Genomic DNA, 22,406 nt, shown 5'->3' with positions numbered 1-22,406 from the left:
CCAGTACGCGACTCAACCCCTGAACGCTTCGTTCTCTTCTCGGCCGATTATGTATAGCACGAGAACGAACAGTACGAACGCGGCGAACAGCGCGAGGCCGACGTATCTCATTTCGTGCACCCACGCGAACAACAATCCGAGACCGCTGAGCCCGATCGCCGTGGCGAGTAGTACCCAAAAGAGTCGGTCACGGGTGTGCAATTTTCGATCGCTCATTCGCCGGTATACTCCCCGTTCGTCACGGTTGGAAATCGATCGATGAGAAGTTCGATAGAGGCGCGTGGCTCCGACGTGAACTCGAGCGTCGTCTGCGTCGTCGGCGCGTTCGACGCGAGTACCGACACGAGATCGGAGCGCGTACCCACACCGATCGGATCTTCGTCGTCGACGATCACGATCCATTCGTGTTCCGACTCGGCGAAGCGTCTGGCGACGGCGTCGGCAGTATCGTCCCGTGGTGCCGTCTCGACGGCACCCATGACTTCTTTTGCGGATACTGGAACGACCATGGGTTACGGACGACCTCGAGAGTCATAATTACCTGACGCCACCCAAAGCGTCTTTTTCGTCAACGATGTCCGTTCCCTGTTCATGATCCCGAACGGGGACGTCGACGCGGAGTGGTTTCGGTCGAGAGGCTGGTGGTGGGCGTTCGCGTTCGCGCTCGCGGTCGTGTTGATCGCTGCCTTGAGCGACTACCTCGGCTGGATCGTCTTCGGGATCTTCCTCTACTACGTCGCTCGGCCTGTCTCGAGGCGGCTCCACCAACGAGGCCTCTCTTCGGGAACGAGTGCGACCGTAACGCTCGCGCTCGTCGTCCTCCCGTTCGTCGGCGTCCTGTTCGTCGTCGCGTCGCTCGCGATCGTTCAAATCGCGACGCTTGAGGTAACCGATTTTGACGTCGTCTTCGACCGGCTCTTTCCTGGCGTAGATACCGACGAACTCCCGACGACCGATGCGGAGTTGTATCCGCTCGCGGAGGACCTTGCAACCGATCCGCGGCTTGCCACCGTAGGACAGTGGGCCAGCGGGCTCGTCGGCCGATTTCTCGCTGCGTCGTATTTGTTGTTCGTCACGTTTCTGTTCGCGTTCTTCCTGGTTCGCGACGAACGCCGTCTCGGACGCTGGCTTCGAACCGAAATCGTCGGGGAGAGACCCAACGTAACGACGTATCTACGGAACGTTGACGAGGGATTGCAGTCCGTCTTTTTCGGGTATACGCTGACGATTCTCGCGATCGTGCTGTTAGCCGGCATCGTATACGCAGGGCTCAACGCGATCGCCCCGGCGGGACTCGAGATACCTCAGATCCTTTTGCTGGCGATCGTGACCGGGCTCGCGTCGGTGATTCCGCTCGTCGGCCGAAATATCGTGTACGCGAGTATCGTCGGCTACCTCGCGCTGACAGCGATTCGAACGGACCCCACCGACCTCTGGTTCGCCGTCGCGTTCTACGTCGTTATGGGCGTCCTCTTCGACGGCGTCATCCGAACCTACGTGCGACCGACGCTTTCGGGACGAATGTTTCCGACGGGGCTGATCCTATTTGCGTATATTCTGGGCCCCCCGGTCTTCGGCTGGTACGGAATTTTTCTCGGCCCGATCATCATGGTCGTTACGGTAGTATTCGTTCAACATCAACTACCGCGATTGCTCTACGGTGATCAACGTCCTTCCGAGACGTCCGAGTACAGCGATCACGATTCGGAGAAGCAGTAATAGACGACGTTTCTATCCCGGAACGTTATCTGGCCTTCTACGTATCCGTTCGCCCCCAAATCGGCTGTAACACCATGACAGTTCCGACCCCGAACAAGAGGGGGAGCCAGTACGTGGCCGCTCGATACAGAAGCGTTGCAGCCGTCGCTTCCGGAGCCGGCACGCCTGCAGTCGTAACGAGCAACAGGACGAACACCGATTCGACGCTTCCGAGGCCCCCTGGGAGGGGAAGCACGTTCGTTATCGCACCGAGTGGAACGAGGAAGAGGACTACCTCGGGTGGGACCGCGTAACCGACGGCGTAGAGGGTGAACCAGAGTGCGCTCGAGAGGAGCATCCAGCCGCCCGTGGAGTACGCGAGCCCGCGTTTGAGGTTGTGACGGTCGGCGGTCACCTGCTCGACCTCCTCGACGAACCGCTCGAGACGTCGCTCGAGATTTTCTGGCGACACTGCGTGAACACCGGGAAGGATTGCGCTCATTCTGGACGAAATGCCACCGAGAAGTGCCGCCGCACCGCTAACGGCCCGTCTTCGATGTCGCCAGCCATACACGATAGCGCCGACGAATAACACGAACACCGCGAAAACGGCGACGAGAGCGAGTTCGATACGTCGACCGAGCGCGGCCGTCGCCGTGAAGTAGCAGATTCCAATCCCGGCGAGCGGAACCATCGGCGCATAGTTGAGCAGGTCGACGCTCGAGATGGTGGCAAAACTCGTTTCGTAGTCGATTCCGGTGTGACGAGTGAGCAAGTAGGCGGCGAGCGGCTCTCCGCCAAGATACGTCGACGGAGCGATGCTGTTCGCGAACAGGATATCACCGAACAGAAGCACGCCATCTGTTACGCCGTGCTCGACGTCGAGAATCGTCAGTACGATCGAGAGGGTTCGCGACCACGCGATGGCCCAGAGAACGACGATGCCGAAAATCGAAGCGAGGATCAACCGGTTGGCGGCTGCGATCGCCGCGAGGGAGTCTCGAACGCCGACGACGGAGAGCACGAGGACCAACAGGCCGATAGCGATGACGAATCCGACCCCGACGGTCGTCTTCCGGACTCCGACGGTCATGCGTGACGAACCACGAACACCCTCAAAACGGTGTGGTTGTGGTCAATCGATTCACACACCTTCCGGAAGTGTGACGACTAGTTGTGACTCCTCGAAGCAGCGTGACTGCGGTAGTAGCGTCGTTGAGGCGGGTGAATTACGGGACAAATCACGCCGGTGAAGTCCTGTTGAAACCTTCCGTCGGTGATCGGCGTCAGTGGACGTGCTACAGAAGGGGCCGAACGCGGCGGAGATCGACCGTCAAAAAAGAGCCTCGTGTGATCGTTCGGTATAGGCCAGCTACATTCTGAACGAGGGCTCGGCTGGGATCTAAGTAGTACATTGTCGTGGTTGTCAGCATGGCCGTGACTACCCACCGTCGCTCTGTGAGGGACCACCAGATGGGCGACGAACGGTATCAGCTGGCGCTGGCGATCGCGTTTTGTGAACTCGTCGGAATCGTTCCCGGGATTCTCACGGCGGACGACATCCGCGAGTGGTATCCGACGCTGGACAAACCGTCGTCAACGCCGCCGGATCGGGTCTTTGGGCCCGTCTGGGGGGTGCTGTTTGCGCTGATGGGTGTGTCCCTCCATCTGATCCGGCGGGAGGAAACGACAGCCCAGACGCGGCGCGCGAAGGGGCTGTTCGTCCTTCAGTTAACACTCAATGCGATCTGGAGTTTCGTTTTCTTCGGTCGTCGGTCTACCCGCGGCGGATTCCTCGTCATCCTGTTGCTTGGACCCGCAATCGCTGCGACCATCGCCGCCTTCGCCCGAGTTAACCGGCGAGCGGCCTTCCTGCTCGTACCGTACCTCGTTTGGATAGGGTTTGCAACGTATCTCAATTTCGAGATCTGGCGACGAAACCGGTAATTCACATGATCTCCCGATCTCGTTAGTGGTCTCGTGGGCCGGTCGTAACGCACCCGACCGAGACGCACTCAGTCGTCGTCAGCATCGCGGCCGAGCGCCGCGGCGGCGGTCGTTCTCGCGAGTGATGCCTTCGGGTCGATCGTCATGTCCGGATCGAACTCCGCCACGTCCGCCGCGTCTCCGGTCGTCGCCACTGCGACGATCGAGACGTCGGAGTCGGTTCGTCTCACCGCGAGTACGGCGTACGGAACGGTTTGGGCATCCACGGCGATCACCACAGCTGTCAGGTCCTCGAGAGTCAGTTTCTCGAGCGTCTCTTCGTCGGTCGGGTCGCCAGCGCGGACGTCGATCCCTCGATCCGAGAGGTTGCGTGCCCAGTCTTCCTCAGCCGTCAGCACCGTCAACGAGACCTGCTCCGCTAAGTGTTCGACCACCGACTCGTCGAGACTCGAATCACCCAGTAGGACGACGTTGTCGCTCGTCGTGCGATTCAACTGCCGGATACGAGCGTGCGTTCGTTCGAAGCGTGATTTGAGAAGTGGAGCGAAGAGGCTCCCGGCGGCGACGGCGACGGTGGCTGGACCGAGGGTGACGAGTGAGATGGCGAACAACCGTCCGCTTTCGGTCGTCGGATGAATATCTCCATAGCCGACGGTGCTTGCCGTGACGAGGGTGTAGTATAGCGCGTCGATGAGGGTGTCCACTTGGTCGAAATCGGTTCGGAGAACGTACGTACCGACGGTCCCGTACGCGACGAAGGCACCGATGGCGAACAGCGTTCCGGTCTGCGTTGGGGTGAGCGAAACCGACTGGGTAAACACCCGGCGTTGGCGGACGAGCATTGCGATTCCGGCGACGGAGAGGACAACCAGCGGAATCGAGACGAGTCGCGTCTGCACGACGCCGTGAAGCGTCGAGAGAACGAGCAGCACTGCGCCGGCGGCGTACCCGAGCCAGTAGTCGCGGCGCATCCCCCACGCGGCGGCCAACAATCCGAAGCCGACGAGAACGCCGCTAAATCCCGATGCGATCTGCAGGGTAGCAAACAGCCCTTCCGCTTCGAGCATCGGTTCGGTAACCATCGCCAGTAGCCCCGTTGCAATCGAGAGGAGGCCGACCCCGGTGATGAGTGTCGTCACAGACCAATCGAGACCGAATCTGGCGGTGAAACCGGACATATCTGTCCCACCACGGTGATGGAGTTAAGACGGAGGGTCCGCGGGGTTTCGAATACAGGATCGATACGGGTCGGTTGCGACCTCGGCGCGGATCGATCGCTGTCTCGACTCGGGGCAGGCCGACGGGACGACTCACCGCCCTCGCCAACTCCAGAGACCGACCACGAGAAGCGTGAGCGCGAGAACGACTAGTAGTACCCACTCACCGATCTCGCCGACGGTCAGGTTCTGAGAGGCGACGAGTTCGGTTTCCTCGAGCAAGAACAACGCGAGCAGTAACAGTCCGAACAGCGACGCGATCGCGACGCCAATCCCCTCCCGAATTGCCCATTTGAAGGCCTCAGCGTCAGCCTGGGACGTTTCAGTCGCCTCTTCTGCAGATTACTCGTCGGTTCCGGCATCGGGTATGCGGTATCCGCCCAGGACAGTCCGAGATATCCGATCCCGTACGAGAGCGTGAGCCCCGCGATCAACACCACGCCGAACGTCAGCATAGTCGCGGTTGCGTTCGGCGGTGCGAGGAGGATCGTCATGACGGCTGCAGCAACGACCGATCCTCCGAGCATGACCAGAAATCGTCTGAGTGGTGAGGCCATTGCGGTTCGTATTCCACACCGGATAATAACGCCATCACACGATCCGTTGACAGTCTCTTTGCCGGACTGGATCGAACGCGATCCTCCCACCGAGATCCGACAGTACTCGATCGACGTTGGGAGTTCGACACGCGTATATCACAGAAATCGCACACCCAAATTGGTGTGTCGACGATCCGCTGACCTCGGTATTTTGCACTGCTGTCACGTAGTGTGAGGCGATGTCCTTGCTCGAGACTCTCGCGATCGTGTTCGTCGCCGGGTTCATCACGGCGCTTGCGACTGGAATTGGCGCACTGCCGTTTTTCTTCTTCGACTCGATCAGCGACAGCAGAAACGTCCTTCTCTGGGGCCTCGCGTCGGGCATCATGCTCTCTGCGTCGGTGTTCGGTCTCGTCAGGGAAGGACTGGCAGTTGGGACACCGGTAGAAATTCTCGCAGGGATGGGCGCAGGCGTCCTGCTCGTCGTCGTTGCCCGCGACGTATTGATGGACAGTGATATCGATCCGCGTACGTACGAGGAAGCCGACTTCAAGAAGCTCGTGCTCATCCTCGGAATTCTGACCGTCCACAGCTTTCCCGAAGGAATCGCTATCGGCGTCTCGTTCGCCGACCTCGGACTCGAGGGTGACGCGCAGATTCTCGGCGTTGCCGTTCCGTTGCTGGCGATTTTCATGACGATAGCGATCTCGATTCACAATATCCCCGAGGGGACTGCTATCTCGATTCCCTTGAACTCGATGGGCGTCTCCAACTGGAGGATGGTCTGGTGGGCGGTCTTCTCGAGCCTGCCACAACCGATCGGCGCGGTCATCGCCTTTACGTTCGTCCGCGTGGCTCGGGACCTCCTTCCGTTCGGCTTCGGATTTGCGGCTGGTGCGATGATCTTCCTCGTGATAACGGAGTTCATCCCCGAAGCGCTGGACACCGGTGCGGAGTTACCCGGTCGGGGGCTGCGAGAGCTCGTCGCCGGGATGACGATCGGAGTCGCGATCATGCTCCCGCTTGCGTTCATTTGATCTCGGCTGGTTTACTAAGAGTTCCTTCACGATTCGAAAGAGTTAGTACAGGGACGTAGCGTTCGGCGCCACTGTGCAAACGATACGCAGAGAGAACTACTTCGGGGGCCCAAAATCACCGCATTCGGTAGTTATCGAGAATTATCGAATACAAGGCCGAAGAACACGGTATCCTCGTAGACCGAAAGAGCGAGCGAGACACATCGAAGACGTGTTCGTGTTGTGGGCGGAAGCTAAACGCGAACCGCGTAGAGCATGGCCTGTACGTCAGTGAGTCGTGTGGTGTGACGATGAACGCTGACATGAATGGTGCAGTCAACATTCGCAGAAAGATAACTCAGAATCCTCCTACGGGGGATATGAGTAACGGTCGTTTGGCACGACTAGTATCCTACCTGTTTACTCAAACCTCGGGGCGTTTCGCACCGAGCGAACAGGCGGGTTGCAAACCGTAATATCCCAACGATCGGGAATCCTCGCGCTTTAGCGCGGGGAGGATGTCAAGCCGTTTCGTGCTGTACCACCCCTAATGGCAAAGACATCAGCAAACGAATTCCGGTACGGCGGCGGCACCGTAGAACCCGGCGAACAAACGCACTTTCGTCATACGATCGGTGAGACATACCTCGGAGATCCGATTCGCGTTCCGGTGACTATCATCAACGGAGCAGATCCCGGACCGGCGCTCGTTCTCGTAGCGGCACTTCACGGCGACGAACTCAACGGCGTCGAAACGGTCCGTCACGTTGCAGACGAGTGGAATCACGCGACGCTGCAAGGCACTCTCGTGTGTCTTCACGTCGTGAACGTACCAGGGTTCAACGCCCAAGAGCGGTATCTCCCGCTCGACGATAGCGACCTGAATCGGTCATTTCCCGGATCGATAGCGGTACTGCCGCCCAACGGATCGCCCACTCAGTCTACGAAACCTTCGTTCGTCACTGTGACCTCGGAATCGATATTCACACCTCAACTCGAGGACGGACGAACCTCCTACACGTGCGGGGCGATTTGCGGGACGATCGTGTGGATCGACTCGCTCGAGCGTTCGATCCAGCGGTGATCCTCTCTGGAACGGGGCCTGACGGCTCGTTTCGAAAGTGCGCGACCGAACGTGGGACCCCGACGATAACGGTCGAAATGGGGGAAGCGGAGCGGTTTCAACGACACCTGATCGATAAAGCCCTCCGGGGAATACGGAGCGTGTTCGGAGAGTTCGATCTCTATCCCGACGAAGCAGTTCGGTGGGGAAATCGACGAGGCATCGTCTCGGAGGTGAGCGACGCGACGTGGCTTCGAGTCGACGAGGGCGGTATCGTGGAGATGCACGTAGACAGCGGAGAACGTGTCGACGAACGGGACTCGATCTGCACGATCATGAACCCGTTCAGTAAGGATCTCGTGACTGTCGACGCGCCGTTCGACGGAGTCGTTCTTGGATCGCTCGAGACGCCGCTCGTCTGGCCGGGGAACCCACTTTATCACCTCGTTCCGACGAAGAGCGTGGCGTGATTACAGATTTGAAACGGTTGTTGCTCGGATTGGTCACGTGAGTGCCTTCCGTGTCCATTCCAAAAACGGGTCGTCGCTTCTCCGCATCTCCTCGAGAAGTGCTTCCTGCGAACGGTGACGCACCGATTCGTACTCGGGGTGATCGATCAGATTGCGTAGCTCGTGCGGATCGGAGTCGTGATCGTACAGTTCGTCGATATCAAAGGCGTTGTGAACGTATTTGAATCGGTGGTTCGCGAGCAACCGCTGTGAGTAGAACCCAAACTCGTCGCCGTGATACTCCGCGAAAACCCGCTTTGGCCACTCCGTCGGGGTCGATCCTTCGAGAAGCGGGCGAATACTCCTCCCGTCGATACCCGAGGGCGCATCGAGACCGGCGATATCGAGAATCGTCGGCATGAGATCGTGCAATTGGACGAACTCCGTGCAGACGGATCCGGGCTCGACGACCTCCGGCCACCGAACGACGAGCGGAATGTGGTACGTTTCCTCGTACATCAGCGGTCCCTTGTTGAACTGCCGGTGACTGCCGGTGAAGTCGCCGTGATCCGCGGTGTGTACGACGATGGTGTCCTCCGCCAGTCCGAATTCGTCGAGCGCGTCGAGCAGGCGATCGACCTGATCCGCGATAAACGACGCGTACCCGAAGTACTTGCTCACGATCGGCGCCCAGTCGTCCCAGTCGAAGCGACGAACACCTCGGTTATCGAGTTGCAACTCGTGGATGCGCGGTTTGCCGTCGAACGTTTCCGAATACGACGACCACGGCTCGATCTCGTCGGGCCCGTACATCGAGGCGTACGGCTCCGGAACGACGTAGGGGTGATGCGGGCCCGGATAGTCGAGTCGATGAAGAAAGGGGGTGCCGTCATCCGCACACCGTCGTAGGCGGTCGATCGTGAGTTCCGTGTAATAGTACGTCCGCGTGGCCTCGATCGGGATCGGGAGCGTTGCAGAAATGAGGTCCGGATCTTCGGGGTGGTCCGTATACAGCACCTCCTCGAGCTCGATTTTGTCGGAATCGATGCCGAACGAGCGATGATACGCGCGAAGCGTATCGTCCAACACGTTCGAATCAGTCCCCTGGTACTGATCGAATCCGAAGTGTTCTGGCCGTTGGTCTCGTCCGACGTGCCACTTCCCGACGTAGCTGGTCTCGTACCCGGCCGCCTGAAGCGATCGGGCGAACGTCGGGAATCGCTCCGGGAGATTACGAAGGACGGCTTCGTTACCGTGGCAGTTGTTCAACATGCCGTGATTGTGGGGATAGAGGCCGGTGAGTAGCGAGGCCCTCGCGCTGGTACAGATGCTGATCGGCGTGTACGCTCGTTCGAAGCGCATTCCTTCCGCTTGTAGCCGATCGTACCCCGTGGTTCGCACCGTCGGACCGGTGGGCGCACTGAGGTCGTAACGCTCTTGATCGGTGAGTAGAAGGAGCACGTTCGGTCGATTTTCCATGCAGTCTCGACCACATCCAGGCGTAAAAACTGATAACGTCAGTACAGGTGCCGATATCGAAACGCGTTATTGTGGGCGGTGTTCGTCCGCGAGCGCTAATACCGTTTTTACCCAGAGCAGGTGAAACGGGTCGATCCGATTACGAGAGTCGGATTCTCCGTGAGCGACGCTCGTTGACTTTTCACGCTTCGCGTAGAGAGCTGCACTGTGACGGACGTTCACGTCTTCCTCGCGGTGGGAATCGCGCTCGCCGGGGCACTCGTCTTCGGTGAACTCGTCGAACGAGCGGGCGAACCGATCATCCTGGGAGAGATTCTCGTCGGGATGGTCCTCGGTGCACACGTCCTCGGAATCGTGGATCCATCCGGGTCGTTCGCGCTACTAGCTGCGATCGGGTCGATGCTGTTGTTGTTCGACGCTGGCTACGAGGAGATCGACCTCGGAGAGCTCGAGCGTGGCGGCGTCCCCGTTGCGATCATTGCACTGTTTGGCGCGGGGCTCCCGGCGACGATAGGGGTCGCGATCGGACTCGCCTTTGGGTACTCGCTCTCCGCGAGCGGGATCCTGGCGATAGCCGTGGGTGTGACGTCGATCGGGATTACCGCGCGGGTATTCCTCGATCTCGATCGTCTCGACACGCGCTACGGTCTCCACGTGGTCGGTGCAGCTGTTTCTGCCGAGATCGTTGGACTCACGGCCTTTTCGTTGTTACTCACAACGCAACAAGCTGGAGCCTCCGGCGGTCAGTACGTGCGTATCATCGGCATCATCGCTCTGTTCTTTCTCGGGGTAATCGTCGTTCAACGAGTTCTGATCGAGCGGGTGTCTCACCTACTCGCCCGCTTTCAACAGCCGAGCGCGGACCTGCTCGGTATCGTGGGACTCCTGTTCCTGTTCGGGTACGCGGCCGACGCAGCCGGGTTAGACGTGATCGTCGGTGGCTTGATCGCCGGACTAATCGTCGGGGGCGAACGTCGTTTTCGTGACGCGGAAATCCGTGACGGAATCGTCGGAATTGCCTACGGGGTGTTCATCCCGTTGTTCTTTGTCAACGTCGGCGCACAGATGGACCCGACCATCCTCTTTCAGGTTGATCCACTCGTTATCGCTGTCGTCACGTTGGGTGTAATCGTGAAAGTCGGTGGCAGTTATCTCGGTGCACGGATCGTCGGCCATCCGAGCGACGAAGCGCTTATCGTGGGGGTGGGAATGCTTCCTCGCGCCGGTGTCGAACTGGTTGTGGTAACTGGGGCGCTCGCTGCGGGGATTATCGATCAGCGGCTGTTTTCGGCCGTGCTCGCACTTGTACTCGTATCTGTGCTTTCGACGCCACCGCTTCTTGCGCGTGCAATTCAGCGATCTGATTCGGAAGTGAACCCGTAGTCAACGTGCAAGCGATCGAACCTACCCACAGTACCACGATGCGACGTTGACTTTACCGGCATAGAGAGAGAAACGCGTAGCCGTTCGAAAGACGCTGGGCAATAGCCAGCGTCACCGTACCCCATCCGCCGTGGTGTGTCAGTGGACAGGCCAATCGAAGATCGGCTGTCGATCGTCTCGAGCGACAGGATCTCGATCAGTGGCGAGGTCCGGCCGTCTCGAGCGGCCGGATACCATCGGCAACGACAGTAGTCCTCCCCTCGCCGGATGGATATTCGACCATCGTCGATTAAAACTATTGGCCGCTCGACGCTGGACCTAATCGAGTCATCATCGTATTACCGCCCACAACCGCCTGTTCCCCGTCGAGAACGGCGTTTTCGACTGTTCAGGTTAGTCGCGACTCGATTGAGACCCGCACGCGGCAACTAATTCTTTCGCGAGTGCTTCGCTAGTTTTATGCGACACACCATAGCATGGCGTGGTATGGGGACGGGGGTCCCACCAAGCCACAAAGTACTGGCGCAGGTCGCATCGTCCGAGGGCGTTTCACCGACGGACCTCGAGCCACCGCTTCACGACGTCATCGATCCGGAAGCACTCGACCGGCTGGTCGACTCGTGCGGACGCGCCTCGAGTGACCGCGTCGTAACGATCGAGTTTCCCTATCGGGAGTACACGGTTCGGGTCGACAGCACGGGCGCCGTCGATCTGACCGCTGGAGATCACCTCCCGGATTCGACCGGCGATTCGACGGAGGAGTCCCACGGCGACTGATACTGACGGGAGCGACGCGCCGCTTCGTCCGTCGTGAGCCGCGCCGACGCCGCGAACGATGTGGCGATCGCTGAAATACCGAGACGACTGCTCGCGATGACGATTGCAGCGGCAGCACTTTCGACGCTCCGGGCGGCGACGCTCCTGACGATGGCTCCGAGAAAAATCGACGGAACGGAAGTCGAGAACAGAGACAGTTCGATTCCGGCCCGCGGGTCGAAGCGCCGCGACGTCGATCGAGTTACGCCGTTTCGACCAGAATTTCGCCGTCAGCACCGACGGTTACGAGACAGTCGTTGTACTCGAACGTTACCGACCCGCCGGATCGGAGTCCGTCTGCCCGCGGTTCGAACAGCCGTTCGAGTGCGTCGGCGTTGATCGTATAGTGAAGTGGCTCGAGTTCGGTTACGTCGTCGTTACAAAACGTCGCAACCGCATCGACGACGGCGACACTCAGTGGTTCGTTGTCGAGTCTATCGTACTGCACAGCGTACTGTTCCTCCGTTGGAACGGACGGTGATTGTGAAGTCATCTCGGTCATATAGTTCTGCGCACCCCCAGTGCGGTCTGTGGGAAGACAACTTCCCGTTCACGAGTTGCACTGAAGAGCCTGACCGTTAACTGTGTAGCCCACCCTCCCAGAGAGGGGTTAAGCAATTAACCCTCCGACAGCGCCTCGTCGAAGAGCGTCCTGAAGAGCTTCTGCTCGGCGCCTCTCACGTGCTTGTGGAAAGCCGGCGAGGAGATGTCGAGCGAGTCCGCGATCTCCTCGCCGTTCGTTTGCCGAGGCCACTCGAAGAACCCGCCGTGGTACGCCGTCTGGACGACCTCCCGCTGCCGATCGGTGAGTTGCTCGAGCAGCGAGTTGCGCGCGCCGGCGTCGATCGTCGACCGATCCGCGGTCGTTTGCTCGCGTCGCGCGACCATCGAAACGGGGAATCCGCGACGGTTGAGTCCCGAGAGAAGGTCCCTGATTTCGATCGACTCCGGGACGTCGACGATGGCCCGCGTCGTCGACTCGTCCGTGACGAACGACCGGAGCGTCCCGCCGCGGGAGTGGACGACGGTGCCGAAAAACGGCTCGGTACACTGGAGCTGTAACAGCGTCTCGTCCTCGGTTTCGGCGATGACCGTGACGCCGTTGATTCCGTCGATGTCGGCGAGTTCGGTCGCTTGCTCGGCCGTGACCGGCGCGTCTGCTACCGCGAAGACGGTCGGCGGTCCGTCCTCCCGTATCGTCGCACCTTCGAACGTCACGCGCGTTCCCAGCCGGCCGGCGAGCCGACAGAGCAACGACTCGTCGGTGAGTTCGAGTTCGAGTTCGGCGGTCGCGACGTCGTCGTCGCGCAGTGCGACCTTGCGCTTGACCGCGTCGATCGCGTACCCGATCGGTTCGCCGAGTTCGGCGAGCGTCTCGCGAAGGGGGTCGTCGAACGCGTCGCGGTCGTCGCCGTAGATCGACAGCACGCCGTAGAGGAATCCGTCGTAGACGAGCGGCACGGTGTAGACCGACTGATAGTTTCGTGAGAGGGCTTCGACCCGCCACGTTCCGTCGCGGATCGAATCGGCGGCGTTTTCGACGTACATCGGCTCCCGCGTCCGCGCCGACCGTCCCGTCGGCTCGGCCGCGGAGTCGTCGACGGTCGTCACCGAGACCGCGTCGAGGTACTCCCGTTCGCGTCCGGCGCTGGCCTGCGTCTCGAGTCGATTGCCGCTCGGGTCGGGTTCGCCGATCCAGGCGAACGAGCAGGCCTCGAGATCCGCGAGGCGATCACAGATCCCCCGTTCGATCTCGGCTCGAGAGTCGGCCATCAGGAGCAACTGCTCGATGTCCTGGCGGACCCGACTGGCGGCGTTCAACCGCTCGAGGTGGATGTTCTGTTGCTGGAGTTCCCGCTCACGACCGTGGAGTCGACGCGTCCGGGAGATCCGGTCGAGGGCGGCCTCGGCCGTCGTCGCGAACAGTTGGGCGAGTTCGAACGTGTCGTCGTCGTACTGCGCCGGCTCGGAATCGAGAGCGACGAGTGTCCCGTGTTCGCCGATCGGAACGTAGAGGCCACTGCGAGCGGTGACGGCCGCCTCACAGCATCGATCTTCTTCCGGCGTATCGTGAAGGCGTGAGGGGGTCCCGTTAACGAACGTCTGCCAGACGGAACTCTGGTCGGGGCGGACGCGAGGTGGCCGACCGAAGGTCGACTCGAACTGCTGGGAGTAGGCGGCCGGCAGGAGTTCGTTATGCTGGTCGTCGAATCGGTAGACGACGCTCTCGAGGTCGAGGACGTCCGCCGCGACGTCGACGATGTACTCGCAGGCGGCCTGTTTTGATTTGACGGTCAGCAGGTGACTCGTCGCCTCGTGCAGAGCGTTCAGTGCCTCCTGATACTGAGCGCGCTCGGTGACGTCCGCGGCGATGGCGATGACGCGGTCTGTCGACCCGTCGTCGACGATCGGCCGGTACCACGATTCGAAGACTCGATCCTTGACTCGGACCGAAGAGTGGGCCGTCTCGCCGTCCAACGCTGCCGTGGCGTCGTCGAGAATTTGAGAGTGGCCCTCGAAGACGTCGAACAGTGACTCGCCGACGATATCGTCCAATCGGCGATCGAATCGCTCGAGGGCACGTCCCTCCGCGAGCGTGATCGTCCCGTCGGCGTCGAGCACCAAGAGCACGACTGGAACGTTCTGGACGAGCGTTTCCAGTCGCTCCGTTCGCTCCCGAAGCTCACACTCGCGTTCGATCCGGTCGGTGACGTCCGTGAAATAGATCGAGATACCGGACGGGGAGGGGAACAGCCGCACGTTGTACCAGCAGTCGGTTGGTTCGTACTGCCGTTCGAAGGAGACGGGTTCTTGGGTCTCCATCGCTTCGATCGCCGACCGCTGAAAGGGGGTATCCCGAAGCTCCGGGAACTGATCGTGAATCTTCCGTCCGAGAATTGCCGCCGGCTCGGTGTCGAGCAGGGTCGCTGCCCGATCGTTGACGTACGTAAATCGCCAGTCGGTGTCGAGCGCACAGAACGCGTCGGTCACGCGCTCGAGCGCGTCGTCCAGTTCCCGTTCGACCTGCTGGTGCTCCGTGATGTCCCGGATCGAGGCGACGATTCCGCCGATGTCGTCGTCCGCGAGCCGGTTTGTGAGATCGGCCTCATGGACGTACCAGGAGCCGTCGGCGTGCTGACACCGGTAGGTGATCGAGACCGACGTCCCGGGAGCCTGTTCACGGAGCTCCTCGAACGCGGTGTGAACCGTCGAGGTGTCCTCGGGGTGGACGGTCTCGGTCACGTGATTGCCGACTAGCGATTCGGGATCGTAGCCGCCGACTGCTTCGACGGACGGGCCGGCGTAGGTGACGGTCCCGTCGGCATCGGTGACGACTACTAGATCCGAGGACTGCTCGATCAACGCCTGATACCACGTTTCCTGCTTCGAGGCCGTTCGACGGACGGCGGCGAGTTCGGCTGCCTGCCGAAGCCGATGGCCGAGAAGGGCAGGCTCGCACTCGGGATCGTCGGCCCGTTGCTTGACGATCACGTCGGTCGCACCGTCGGACCGAAACCGTTCGATCGACTCACACGCCGCTGAATCGATTGCGTAGACGACCGGATGCGTCTCGCCGAGCGACGTGAGAACCGCGTCGTCGTCCGTGAGGACACAGTCCGCCGCGTCCAGTTGCGCTGTGTCGAGTTCGGACACGGCTTCGACCGGTCCGTCGACGGTGAGATCGCCGTCCTCCAGCCCGCTCGTCGCCGTCTGCAGCCACCGTGACGAGCCGACCGCAAGCGCTCGGACCTGGGCCGCCTCAGGGACCTCGAGACCGCGAGTCATATCTCCGATGGAACCGGCGCGCGTAAAAAGGTCGTGTTACCCGAGACTGGGCACGTTCGCCGGGGCGCACTCGAGTGCCTCGAGCGCAGTGACCGACTCGCAGCCCTCACGACTCAGAAGCCGATCGCGACGCCGTCTTTTCGGGGTTCGGTCGCGCCGGAAAGCGTCCCGTCGCGACGGCGAACGAGCTGTGCACCCCCGAACATGACCGGCGGCAGGACGCCGACGTCGTGGCCCATCCGAGCGAGTTTGGCCGCGTTCGGGAGCCGCTCCTCGATCCCGAGCGAGCCGCTCTCTCGGTATCGCCAGCGCGGCGCGTCGAGCGCCGCCTGCGGGCTCATGCCGTAGTCGACGAGGTTCGAGAGCACCTGGACGTGGCCTTGGGGCTGCATGTAGCCCCCCATGACGCCGAAGGCCAGCCAGTCGTCATCGTCCAGCTTTGCGATCGCCGGAACCAGTGTGTGGAACGGCCGTTTTCCGGGCTCGAGGCGATTCGGATGATCCGACTCGAGCGAGAACGACGCGCCGCGGTTCTGGAGAGCGATGCCGGTATCGCCCGCGACGAGCCCGCTACCGAAGCCGGCGAAGCGAGAGTTAATGTAGGAGACCAGGTTCCCCTCCTCGTCGCCGACGGTCAACAGGACGGTGTCGGCGTCCTCGGCGTTGGCGTTCGGGACGCCGACTTCGGGATTCTGAATCGGACTGTCACCGATCGCCGTCGCACGCTCTCGAGCGTAGGACTTCGAGGCGAGCGGCGGAACCTCCTCGAACCCGGGATCCGTGATGTAGTGGTGGCCGTCGACGAACGCGAGTTTCATCGCCTCGGTGAAGGCGTGGATCCGTTTCGGGGAGTCGTACGCGTGCTCGCCGGCACCGATCTCCTCGGCGATGTTCAGCGCCTCGAGTGCGACGAGCCCCTGATTGTTCGGGGGCAGTTCGTAGACCTCGGCCCCGTTGTAGGTCGTGCTGACGGGGTCGACGAACTCGGGTTCGAAGTCAGCGAGGTCCTCGTGGCTCATGAAGCCGCCCGCGGACTGGATCTCGTCGACGATTGCGTCCGCAATATCGCCCTCGTAGACGTCGTCGGCCCCGTACTCCGCGATCCGCTGCAGGGACTCGCCCAGCCGCGGCATGGTAACCGTCTGCCCGGGATCCGGGCTCTCGCCGTCGAAGAGGTACGCCTCGCGCGCGTGTTCGTCCGTAAAGAGTCGCTCTGCCCCCTCCCAGTGGTGAGCGATGATCGGCGAGACGGGATACCCCTCCGTCGCGTAGTGGATTGCCGGTTCGAGGACCTCCGAAAGGGACCGTCGGCCCAGTTCCTGCACCGTCGTCTCCCAGCCGCGAGCCGTGCCGGGAACCGTGACGGCGTGCGGGCCGAGGAACGGCATCCCCAGTTCGTCAGCGCCCGCCCCGCTGTCGACGGCGTAGCCCCGCGACTCGGGGTAGTAGCTCTCGAGGGTCTCCTCGTCGGTCTCCTCGAGCGCGTTCGTCACGTTCTCGATTGTCGCGTCGGCCGGGGCGGGACCGCAGGATCGCATGGCCCCGACATCGCCGTCGGCGGTTCGATAGAGCGCGAACACGTCGCCGCCCAGTCCGGTCGAGGTGGGTTCGACGACGTTGAGCGCGGCGGCCGTCGCGACGGCCGCGTCGAAGGCGTTCCCGCCGTCGCGAAGGATCGAGAGGCCGGCCTCAGCGGCGAGCGGCTGGCTCGTCGCGACCATCCCCCGGTTTCCGTAGACGGTCGACCGCCTCGAGTCGAATCGGTCGAGATCGATAGCGTCGTTCACACCGGTTCTACGCGGGCCACCACTAAATCACGACGGAAGCGGCGGGGGCAGCCGAGAATCACGACGGCAACGGACAGAGGCTCGCCGTGAACACGACCGTCTCGTCGGTCTCGTTTCGCGCGCCGTGGATTACGCCCCGCTTGTGGTGGACGACGCCGGGGGCCGAAATCTCCTGGCTCTCCTCGCCCTGCACGACCGTCACCGTTCCCTCGAGCACGTGAAAGACGTTCGTGCTGTCGGGATGATCGTGGGCCTCGAGTTCGGCGTCGGGACCGAGCGCGAACGCCTTGACCAGCACGTCGTCGGTGACGACCAGTTCGGTCGTTTCGATCTCGCCCTCGCTCGGCTCGAGGGCCGAAACTGCCGTCGCGTATTCGTCGAGCGTCATAACCGCCCGTTCGCGCTCCGGTGCAAAAAACGTGGTCGGTACGAGCTATCGACCGTCCTCACTGGGACCCAGCGGCACGTGTTCGGCCCGATAGCCGTACTCGTCGCCGTCGCCGCTGTTTCCATCGTCGGTATCGGCGTCGACGGACTCGATCGCTTCGACTTCGCGCAGCCGAATCCCGCGCTCCATTTTGGTCACGACCGGCGTGTCGTAGTAGTCGGCCTCGTACTCGAATCCCTTCCCGTCCTCGCGACGGCTCGCGACGAACTCGCGGTGGCGCTCGAGACGCGCCCGCCCGACCGACCGAGACAGCGCCGGCACGTCGGGCACGCGGTCGTCGAACCGTTCGACGAAGGCCGCCTCGAGCTCCGAGCCGAGCGAGTGGCGGCCGGCACACATGGCCGCGAGCGTCGTGGTCCCGGTTCCCCAGAACGGATCGAGGACGGTGTCGCCGTATGCCGAGTACATGCAGATCAGGCGATAGGGGATCTCGAGCGGATAGGCGGCCGACCGATCGCGGAGGTCCGCCTCCGCGTCGCCGCCGAGAGCCTGCAGTTCGCCCTGGACGTCGGTCCAGACGTCCGTGAACCAGCGGTTGCGCTCCTCCCAGAAGTAGGCGGCCTCGTAGCGCCGGTCGGCTCCCGGCTCGAAGCCGCGGCTCTCGCCGCCCTTCCGGAAGAGCAGGACGTACTCGTGTTCCAAGGTTACGTAGGCGTTCGGCGGGATCATTCCGCTGCCCATGAACTTGGCCGCGCTGTTGGCCGGCTTGCGCCAGAGCACGTCCGGCAGGGGATCGAAGCCGCGGGCCTCGAACGCCTCGAGCACGCGGGCGTGGTTCGGATAGACGCGGAAACTCCCGTCGACCGTCCGCGTCGCGTCGCCGACGTTGATACAGGCGATGCCGCCGTCGACGAGCACGCGCTCGAGTTCCGCCCAGACGCGGTCGAGCTGGGCGTGCATCGCGTCGAACGCCGCGCGGCCGTCGCCGGACTCGAGCGCGTCGCCGATCGCCGGATCGAGCGCCGTAAACAGCTCGTCCCACATCTCGATCATGGGGTACGGCGGGGACGTGACGACGAGTTCGACGGAGTCGTCGTCGATCGCGGCGAGGTCTCGAGAGTCACCGACGAAGACGCGGTGGGTCGTCTCCATTGGGTTCACACTGTCGGCGTCGCCCCCTTAGCTCCTTCGTCAGCCGTCGGCCAGTCGCCAACCAGCCGCCCCTCGACGGGTTTCGGCCTCCGCGGCCGTGCTCCAGTGGCAGCCGTTGCCTTCTGTGGACGGGTTCACCTCACGAGGGGACACGTTACGTACGAATAGACAGACACGCGGTTTCCGCCGACTGCCGGTTGCAGTCGTCGTCGCGAAAACGAACGCATCGGCCGTCTGCCGGTCAACGGCACTCAGCACCGAGGTCCGCGACTTACTCTTCTTCTTCTTCCATCTCGTCCGACTCGTCGCCGTCGACGTCGACATCGGCTTCCATCTCGTCCGATTCGTCGAACTCCTCGGACTCAGCACTCGTCGCGGGTTCGAACTCCTCGATCGGCTCCCACTCGTCTTCCTCGTCGGAAGCGAGTCGACGGCGAATGAGCGCGACGCCGGCGAGGAGACCGACGACGAGCAGCATCCGCGGCAGCCGACTCGAGCCGCTCTCGTCCTCCGCCTCGGCATCCATCTCCGCTTCGGAGTCGTCGTCGCTCATCGTCTCCTCGGCGCTCGCTTTCGTCCCTTCGGCGGTCGACGTCGCCCCCTCGACTACGTCTTCGATGATCTCCGGCTCCTGTAGATCCTCGAGCGAGGTGTCCTCGAGTTCGGGTGATTGTCGACCCGCGAGAAAGCCAAGCGCAGCACCGGCCCCGAAGAGGGCGCCCGCCAACGGCAGACTCGTCTTCCCGCCCGCCGATCCGTCCGCCTCCTCGACGGCCTCGAGGATAGAATCGCGCAGCGGTGACTCCATTCCCATTCCGACTGCTTCTCTGACGACGGTCTCGGCTAATGTCTTGTCCTGTTGCTCGGTTTCGGGCATAATCAGTGCCGACCACATCCCCCTAAATAGTTCTGTCCAACGTTTCGGCCGCGCGAATCGTTTTCCCGAACAGTACACGTCGACTACTGCACCGCGTTCGTCCGAGTAACCGTCCCCTACTCGACCGAACGGTCGCTCGAGCGACTCTCCAGGCCCCCTTCAAGCGACCAGCCATCGACCGAGAGAGCCCGAATACGAGCGAGATCCACAACAGTGGCGGCTCAATCACCACTGACCCGCGCGCTGTACCTTGTGCTGACTCGACGAAGTCAATGGCAGTCGTTCGCTCGCGCGGACACCGTCTCGCACGACCTATTAGTAAAACGACCCGTTACCGTCGTATAAATCCAACACCGACAAAGACGCGATTACGCCCGCATTACTGTGTGACATAATGGCTCACATAACGAAAGGGACGGCCTGAGTGGGACGTGGTATGAGCGTCATCCGTCAGCCTGGCGTCCTCGGCCGAACGACCCGCCGGCGGGTCGTCGGGCTGACTGCGGCGCTCTCGGCGGCCACCGTGGAAGCGATCGCCGTCGGTCTCTGGTTCACCCTCGTCGTCGACTCGCGGACGACGTCGACCGCACTCGCCGGACTGGGGATCCTCTTCTGTGGCGCGCTCCTCAGAGCCGGCGTTTTCGGCGCAACCATCAGCGAACTGGGCGACCTCCTCGAGCCGCGGCGACTCGCCGCCGCGTTGCTGTTGACCGGCGGCTGGGTGGGCTGGCTGTTCGTCGCCGAACAGATCGGCGGCGTCGACGGGGTTCTCGTCGCGACGGCACTGCTCGCCGGCGTGCTCGTCGGGCAGTTTGCCCTCGAGCGACACGTCTTCCGGCATCGGTCGCCGTCCCGGACGGCACGGACGCCGCTCGTCCCCGGCCTGTTGCTCGCCGTCGGGGCGTCGTTGCTGCTCGCGTCCGCCTGGTTCACCGAGTGGGCGATCGCGACGCCGCCGCTGGCGCTCGAGATCACCACGATCGTTATTCGCATCGAGGCGCTGCAGGTCGGCGTAGTGGTCTTCGCGCTGTTCGCCTTCCTCGCCCACCAGCGTCGCTTCGAACAGTTGCTCGAGCCCTGATTACTTCCCCTCGGCACCGACGTTCTGGTCGCCCTGAAACGAGTCCGGATCCGGCTCGATCGTGGCGTACTGTACCGCACGTCGCCCCAGCGTTGCGACCCGCTCCTCGAGTTTTTCCTCGACGAACTCGCCGCCCTCGAGTGCAGAGTGGGAGTTGGGGATCGCGGCCTCGTGGGGAATCACCCACGCGTTCAGCGCTCGGCACATCGAGCGCATGTGCTCCAAGGCCGTCACGGGGAACGCGCCGCCCGATACCGCGAGCAGGCCGACGGTCTTGCCCCTAAATTCGTCGAAGCCGCAGTAGTCGAGAGCCGTCTTCAGCGGCGACGCGTACGAGCCGTGGTACACCGGCGAGCCGAGAACGATCGCGTCGGCCTCGCGCAGGCTGGCCGCGAGTTCCGCCGCGTCGCCCGTGTCTTCTCGATCCTGATCCGCGTCGAAGGTCGGCAGTTCGTACTCCCGGAGATCGATCAGTTCCGTGCTGGCACCGCCCGTTTCGGCCGCCTCGAGAACGCGCTCGAGGGCGATTCGGGTGGTGCTCGCGTCGCGAAGGCTGCCACAGACTGCAGTGACGTGTACGTCGGCCATGGGTGGTCTTCGAGTACGGGACTGAAATATGCGGGCCAAAGGACACGGCTTCCGACCGGTCGCGTCGGCGGGTCCCAGGAACTGACGCGATCCGACGGCCATTTCTTTCGGCGATTCGAACGGATCGGCGTGGAGTCGCTCGTCTCTGTCCTGTTGACCGAAGCCCTCCCGCGGGTCCTGACGATTTCGGTGCTCATCGGCATCGGCGTCGGACTGGCGAACCTGGCCGTAGCGTACGGGGTCGTCGACGTGATCGCTCGCGTGGGACGATACCTGACGGAGCCGGCGAACCTGCCCGACGAGGTGGGGGCCGCCGTCCTGACGAACACGGTCTCGGTCACCGCCGGTTACGGAATGCTCGCGGAGTTTCGCGAGTCCGGACTGCTCGACGACCGCGCGACGCTGATCGCCGTCGTCATCAACACCTTCTTCGGCTTCGTCCAGCACATCTTCACCTACTACGGTCCCGTCCTGATCCCGATTCTGGGGCTCCACGCCGGTCTCATGTACGTCGGCGCGCGGGCCGGCATCTCGCTCGCCATCTCGGTCGTCGGCCTCCTCGCCGGTGCGATCCTGCTTCGGGGCTACGAGTACGACGGGAGCGTCGTCGACCCCGAGGTGCCCGAAGACGGTGAAGGTGAGGACGGCGGTCGAACGCACCGAGAAAACCTCCGGCAGGCTGGGGAGAAAACGCTCGAGCGGCTTCGATCGATCGTCCCGCGGCTGGCCGTCGTCTACTCGCTGGTCTTCGTGGCCCTCGAGTACAGCGACCAGCTCGTTGGAGCCCTTGCCTACGTCGGCATAGAGGAGCCCGCTGCGCTCGTCGATCCGGTCGCAGGATTCCTCGGACTCCCGGCCGCGGCGGTGCCGGTGATCCTCGTCTCGCTGGTCGATCCGACGATGGGTGCGATCACGGTCGCCCCCATGATCGGCGACGTGCTCACGCCGACGGAGGCAGTGATCACGCTGCTCGTCGGGAGCCTGTTCTCGCTGACCATCGGGACGGTCAAGCGCTCGATTCCGTTTCAGTACGGTATCTGGGGCTCGGAGTTCGGCTCGAAGGTTATCGTCGTCAACACCGGCTTGAAAGCGATCTTCATCGTCGTCGCGATTCTGGTTTTTCTCGTGGTATGACCGGCG

20 protein-coding genes and 3 pseudogenes are annotated in these 22,406 nt (G+C 62.4%); 11 read left to right on the top strand and 12 right to left on the bottom strand.

All coding sequences use genetic code 11. The annotated features are described in order from the left end of the window. Positions 1 to 212: 212 nt before the first annotated feature. Positions 213 to 509 (bottom strand): CBS domain-containing protein, encoded by a 297-nt coding sequence (locus ACSFDB_RS12725; RefSeq protein WP_440771359.1) that lies wholly within the window; start codon positions 507 to 509, stop codon positions 213 to 215. Between the two features lie 82 nt (positions 510 to 591). Here ACSFDB_RS12725 and ACSFDB_RS12720 point away from each other — a divergent pair, with 82 nt between their 5' ends. Continuing rightward, positions 592 to 1,719 (top strand): AI-2E family transporter, encoded by a 1,128-nt coding sequence (locus tag ACSFDB_RS12720; RefSeq protein WP_440771358.1) that lies wholly within the window; start codon positions 592 to 594, stop codon positions 1,717 to 1,719. 37 nt (positions 1,720 to 1,756) lie between these two features. Here the strand turns inward: ACSFDB_RS12720 and ACSFDB_RS12715 are convergent, their stop codons facing one another. Further along, positions 1,757 to 2,791: a lysylphosphatidylglycerol synthase transmembrane domain-containing protein gene (locus ACSFDB_RS12715; RefSeq protein ID WP_440771357.1), complete on the bottom strand. Its 1,035-nt coding sequence runs from the start codon at positions 2,789 to 2,791 to the stop codon at positions 1,757 to 1,759. Between the two features lie 338 nt (positions 2,792 to 3,129). Here ACSFDB_RS12715 and ACSFDB_RS12710 point away from each other — a divergent pair, with 338 nt between their 5' ends. Further along, positions 3,130 to 3,645: a TspO/MBR family protein gene (locus tag ACSFDB_RS12710; protein ID WP_440771356.1), complete on the top strand. Its 516-nt coding sequence runs from the start codon at positions 3,130 to 3,132 to the stop codon at positions 3,643 to 3,645. Between the two features lie 68 nt (positions 3,646 to 3,713). Here ACSFDB_RS12710 and ACSFDB_RS12705 read toward each other — a convergent pair whose 3' ends face one another. Further along, positions 3,714 to 4,784, bottom strand: coding sequence for an ion channel (locus ACSFDB_RS12705; protein ID WP_440771355.1), 1,071 nt, complete (start codon positions 4,782 to 4,784; stop codon positions 3,714 to 3,716). 171 nt (positions 4,785 to 4,955) lie between these two features. After that, a complete protein-coding gene (locus tag ACSFDB_RS12700; protein ID WP_440771354.1) occupies positions 4,956 to 5,084 on the bottom strand; it encodes a hypothetical protein in 129 nt (42 codons plus the stop codon). A gap of 556 nt (positions 5,085 to 5,640) precedes the next feature. Between ACSFDB_RS12700 and ACSFDB_RS12695 the strand changes: the two genes are divergently transcribed. From ACSFDB_RS12695 to ACSFDB_RS12675, 5 genes and pseudogenes are all read left to right on the top strand, one after another. Then, positions 5,641 to 6,438, top strand: coding sequence for a ZIP family metal transporter (locus ACSFDB_RS12695; RefSeq protein ID WP_440771353.1), 798 nt, complete (start codon positions 5,641 to 5,643; stop codon positions 6,436 to 6,438). A gap of 140 nt (positions 6,439 to 6,578) precedes the next feature. Further along, positions 6,579 to 6,893 (top strand): annotated as a pseudogene (locus tag ACSFDB_RS12690) (zinc ribbon domain-containing protein); the annotation flags it as partial. A gap of 74 nt (positions 6,894 to 6,967) precedes the next feature. Continuing rightward, a pseudogene (locus ACSFDB_RS12685) lies at positions 6,968 to 7,267 on the top strand (succinylglutamate desuccinylase/aspartoacylase family protein); the annotation flags it as partial. Between the two features lie 41 nt (positions 7,268 to 7,308). Further along, positions 7,309 to 7,584: pseudogene (locus tag ACSFDB_RS12680) on the top strand (M14 family metallopeptidase); the annotation flags it as partial. A 57-nt stretch (positions 7,585 to 7,641) separates the two neighbouring features. Next, complete coding sequence (locus ACSFDB_RS12675) at positions 7,642 to 7,950, top strand: succinylglutamate desuccinylase/aspartoacylase family protein (RefSeq protein ID WP_440771352.1); 309 nt, start codon at positions 7,642 to 7,644, stop codon at positions 7,948 to 7,950. Between the two features lie 33 nt (positions 7,951 to 7,983). On the opposite strand, the gene ACSFDB_RS12670 is transcribed toward ACSFDB_RS12675, so the two are convergent. Further along, positions 7,984 to 9,408 carry a sulfatase family protein gene (locus tag ACSFDB_RS12670; RefSeq protein ID WP_440771351.1) on the bottom strand — a complete coding sequence of 475 codons (1,425 nt, stop codon included), beginning with the start codon at positions 9,406 to 9,408 and terminating at the stop codon, positions 7,984 to 7,986. A gap of 207 nt (positions 9,409 to 9,615) precedes the next feature. Here ACSFDB_RS12670 and ACSFDB_RS12665 point away from each other — a divergent pair, with 207 nt between their 5' ends. After that, complete coding sequence (locus ACSFDB_RS12665) at positions 9,616 to 10,791, top strand: cation:proton antiporter (protein WP_440771350.1); 1,176 nt, start codon at positions 9,616 to 9,618, stop codon at positions 10,789 to 10,791. A gap of 486 nt (positions 10,792 to 11,277) precedes the next feature. After that, positions 11,278 to 11,568, top strand: a complete 291-nt coding sequence (locus ACSFDB_RS12660) for a HalOD1 output domain-containing protein (protein ID WP_440771349.1) — start codon at positions 11,278 to 11,280, stop codon at positions 11,566 to 11,568. Between the two features lie 241 nt (positions 11,569 to 11,809). On the opposite strand, the gene ACSFDB_RS12655 is transcribed toward ACSFDB_RS12660, so the two are convergent. From ACSFDB_RS12655 to ACSFDB_RS12630, 6 genes are all read right to left on the bottom strand, one after another. Beyond that, entirely contained in the window at positions 11,810 to 12,109 is a 300-nt protein-coding gene (locus ACSFDB_RS12655) for a HalOD1 output domain-containing protein (protein ID WP_440771348.1), read from the bottom strand. Between the two features lie 116 nt (positions 12,110 to 12,225). Then, on the bottom strand, positions 12,226 to 15,393 hold the full coding sequence (locus ACSFDB_RS12650) for a PAS domain S-box protein (protein ID WP_440771347.1): 3,168 nt from the start codon (positions 15,391 to 15,393) through the stop codon (positions 12,226 to 12,228). A 113-nt stretch (positions 15,394 to 15,506) separates the two neighbouring features. Beyond that, positions 15,507 to 17,180, bottom strand: a complete 1,674-nt coding sequence (locus ACSFDB_RS12645; protein ID WP_440771346.1) for a gamma-glutamyltransferase family protein — start codon at positions 17,178 to 17,180, stop codon at positions 15,507 to 15,509. 58 nt (positions 17,181 to 17,238) lie between these two features. Then, positions 17,239 to 17,568, bottom strand: a complete 330-nt coding sequence (locus tag ACSFDB_RS12640) for a cupin domain-containing protein (protein WP_440771345.1) — start codon at positions 17,566 to 17,568, stop codon at positions 17,239 to 17,241. Positions 17,569 to 17,613: 45 nt separating this feature from the next. Beyond that, entirely contained in the window at positions 17,614 to 18,720 is a 1,107-nt protein-coding gene (locus ACSFDB_RS12635) for a DNA-methyltransferase (protein WP_440771344.1), read from the bottom strand. Positions 18,721 to 18,991: 271 nt separating this feature from the next. Beyond that, entirely contained in the window at positions 18,992 to 19,597 is a 606-nt protein-coding gene (locus tag ACSFDB_RS12630) for a hypothetical protein (protein WP_440771343.1), read from the bottom strand. A 436-nt stretch (positions 19,598 to 20,033) separates the two neighbouring features. Between ACSFDB_RS12630 and ACSFDB_RS12625 the strand changes: the two genes are divergently transcribed. Then, positions 20,034 to 20,678: a hypothetical protein gene (locus tag ACSFDB_RS12625; RefSeq protein WP_440771342.1), complete on the top strand. Its 645-nt coding sequence runs from the start codon at positions 20,034 to 20,036 to the stop codon at positions 20,676 to 20,678. Here ACSFDB_RS12625 and ACSFDB_RS12620 read toward each other — a convergent pair whose 3' ends face one another. Next, a complete protein-coding gene (locus ACSFDB_RS12620; protein WP_440771341.1) occupies positions 20,679 to 21,266 on the bottom strand; it encodes an NADPH-dependent FMN reductase in 588 nt (195 codons plus the stop codon). Between the two features lie 129 nt (positions 21,267 to 21,395). Between ACSFDB_RS12620 and ACSFDB_RS12615 the strand changes: the two genes are divergently transcribed. Then, positions 21,396 to 22,400: a nucleoside recognition protein gene (locus ACSFDB_RS12615; RefSeq protein ID WP_440771340.1), complete on the top strand. Its 1,005-nt coding sequence runs from the start codon at positions 21,396 to 21,398 to the stop codon at positions 22,398 to 22,400. The last annotated feature ends 6 nt before the right edge of the window (positions 22,401 to 22,406 follow it).

The sequence above is a fragment of the Natronorubrum amylolyticum genome (genome assembly GCF_052040145.1).
In the GTDB taxonomy this organism is placed as follows: Archaea; Halobacteriota; Halobacteria; order Halobacteriales; family Natrialbaceae; genus Natronorubrum.
Note: the sequence above shows the minus strand (reverse complement) of the source record. Positions and strands in the feature narration are given on the sequence as shown.

What these genes read in the sequence shown, in the direction of transcription:
- ACSFDB_RS12720 (WP_440771358.1), top strand. Translation starts at nt 592, where the DNA reads ATGATCCCGAACGGGGACGTCGACGCGGAGTGGTTTCGGTCGAGAGGC.
- ACSFDB_RS12650 (WP_440771347.1), bottom strand. Translation starts at nt 15,393, where the DNA reads ATGACTCGCGGTCTCGAGGTCCCTGAGGCGGCCCAGGTCCGAGCGCTT.
- ACSFDB_RS12725 (WP_440771359.1), bottom strand. Translation starts at nt 509, where the DNA reads ATGGTCGTTCCAGTATCCGCAAAAGAAGTCATGGGTGCCGTCGAGACG.
- ACSFDB_RS12715 (WP_440771357.1), bottom strand. Translation starts at nt 2,791, where the DNA reads ATGACCGTCGGAGTCCGGAAGACGACCGTCGGGGTCGGATTCGTCATC.
- ACSFDB_RS12630 (WP_440771343.1), bottom strand. Translation starts at nt 19,597, where the DNA reads ATGCCCGAAACCGAGCAACAGGACAAGACATTAGCCGAGACCGTCGTC.
- ACSFDB_RS12670 (WP_440771351.1), bottom strand. Translation starts at nt 9,408, where the DNA reads ATGGAAAATCGACCGAACGTGCTCCTTCTACTCACCGATCAAGAGCGT.
- ACSFDB_RS12695 (WP_440771353.1), top strand. Translation starts at nt 5,641, where the DNA reads ATGTCCTTGCTCGAGACTCTCGCGATCGTGTTCGTCGCCGGGTTCATC.
- ACSFDB_RS12660 (WP_440771349.1), top strand. Translation starts at nt 11,278, where the DNA reads ATGGGGACGGGGGTCCCACCAAGCCACAAAGTACTGGCGCAGGTCGCA.
- ACSFDB_RS12620 (WP_440771341.1), bottom strand. Translation starts at nt 21,266, where the DNA reads ATGGCCGACGTACACGTCACTGCAGTCTGTGGCAGCCTTCGCGACGCG.
- ACSFDB_RS12635 (WP_440771344.1), bottom strand. Translation starts at nt 18,720, where the DNA reads ATGGAGACGACCCACCGCGTCTTCGTCGGTGACTCTCGAGACCTCGCC.
- ACSFDB_RS12655 (WP_440771348.1), bottom strand. Translation starts at nt 12,109, where the DNA reads ATGACCGAGATGACTTCACAATCACCGTCCGTTCCAACGGAGGAACAG.
- ACSFDB_RS12625 (WP_440771342.1), top strand. Translation starts at nt 20,034, where the DNA reads ATGAGCGTCATCCGTCAGCCTGGCGTCCTCGGCCGAACGACCCGCCGG.
- ACSFDB_RS12710 (WP_440771356.1), top strand. Translation starts at nt 3,130, where the DNA reads ATGGCCGTGACTACCCACCGTCGCTCTGTGAGGGACCACCAGATGGGC.
- ACSFDB_RS12640 (WP_440771345.1), bottom strand. Translation starts at nt 17,568, where the DNA reads ATGACGCTCGACGAATACGCGACGGCAGTTTCGGCCCTCGAGCCGAGC.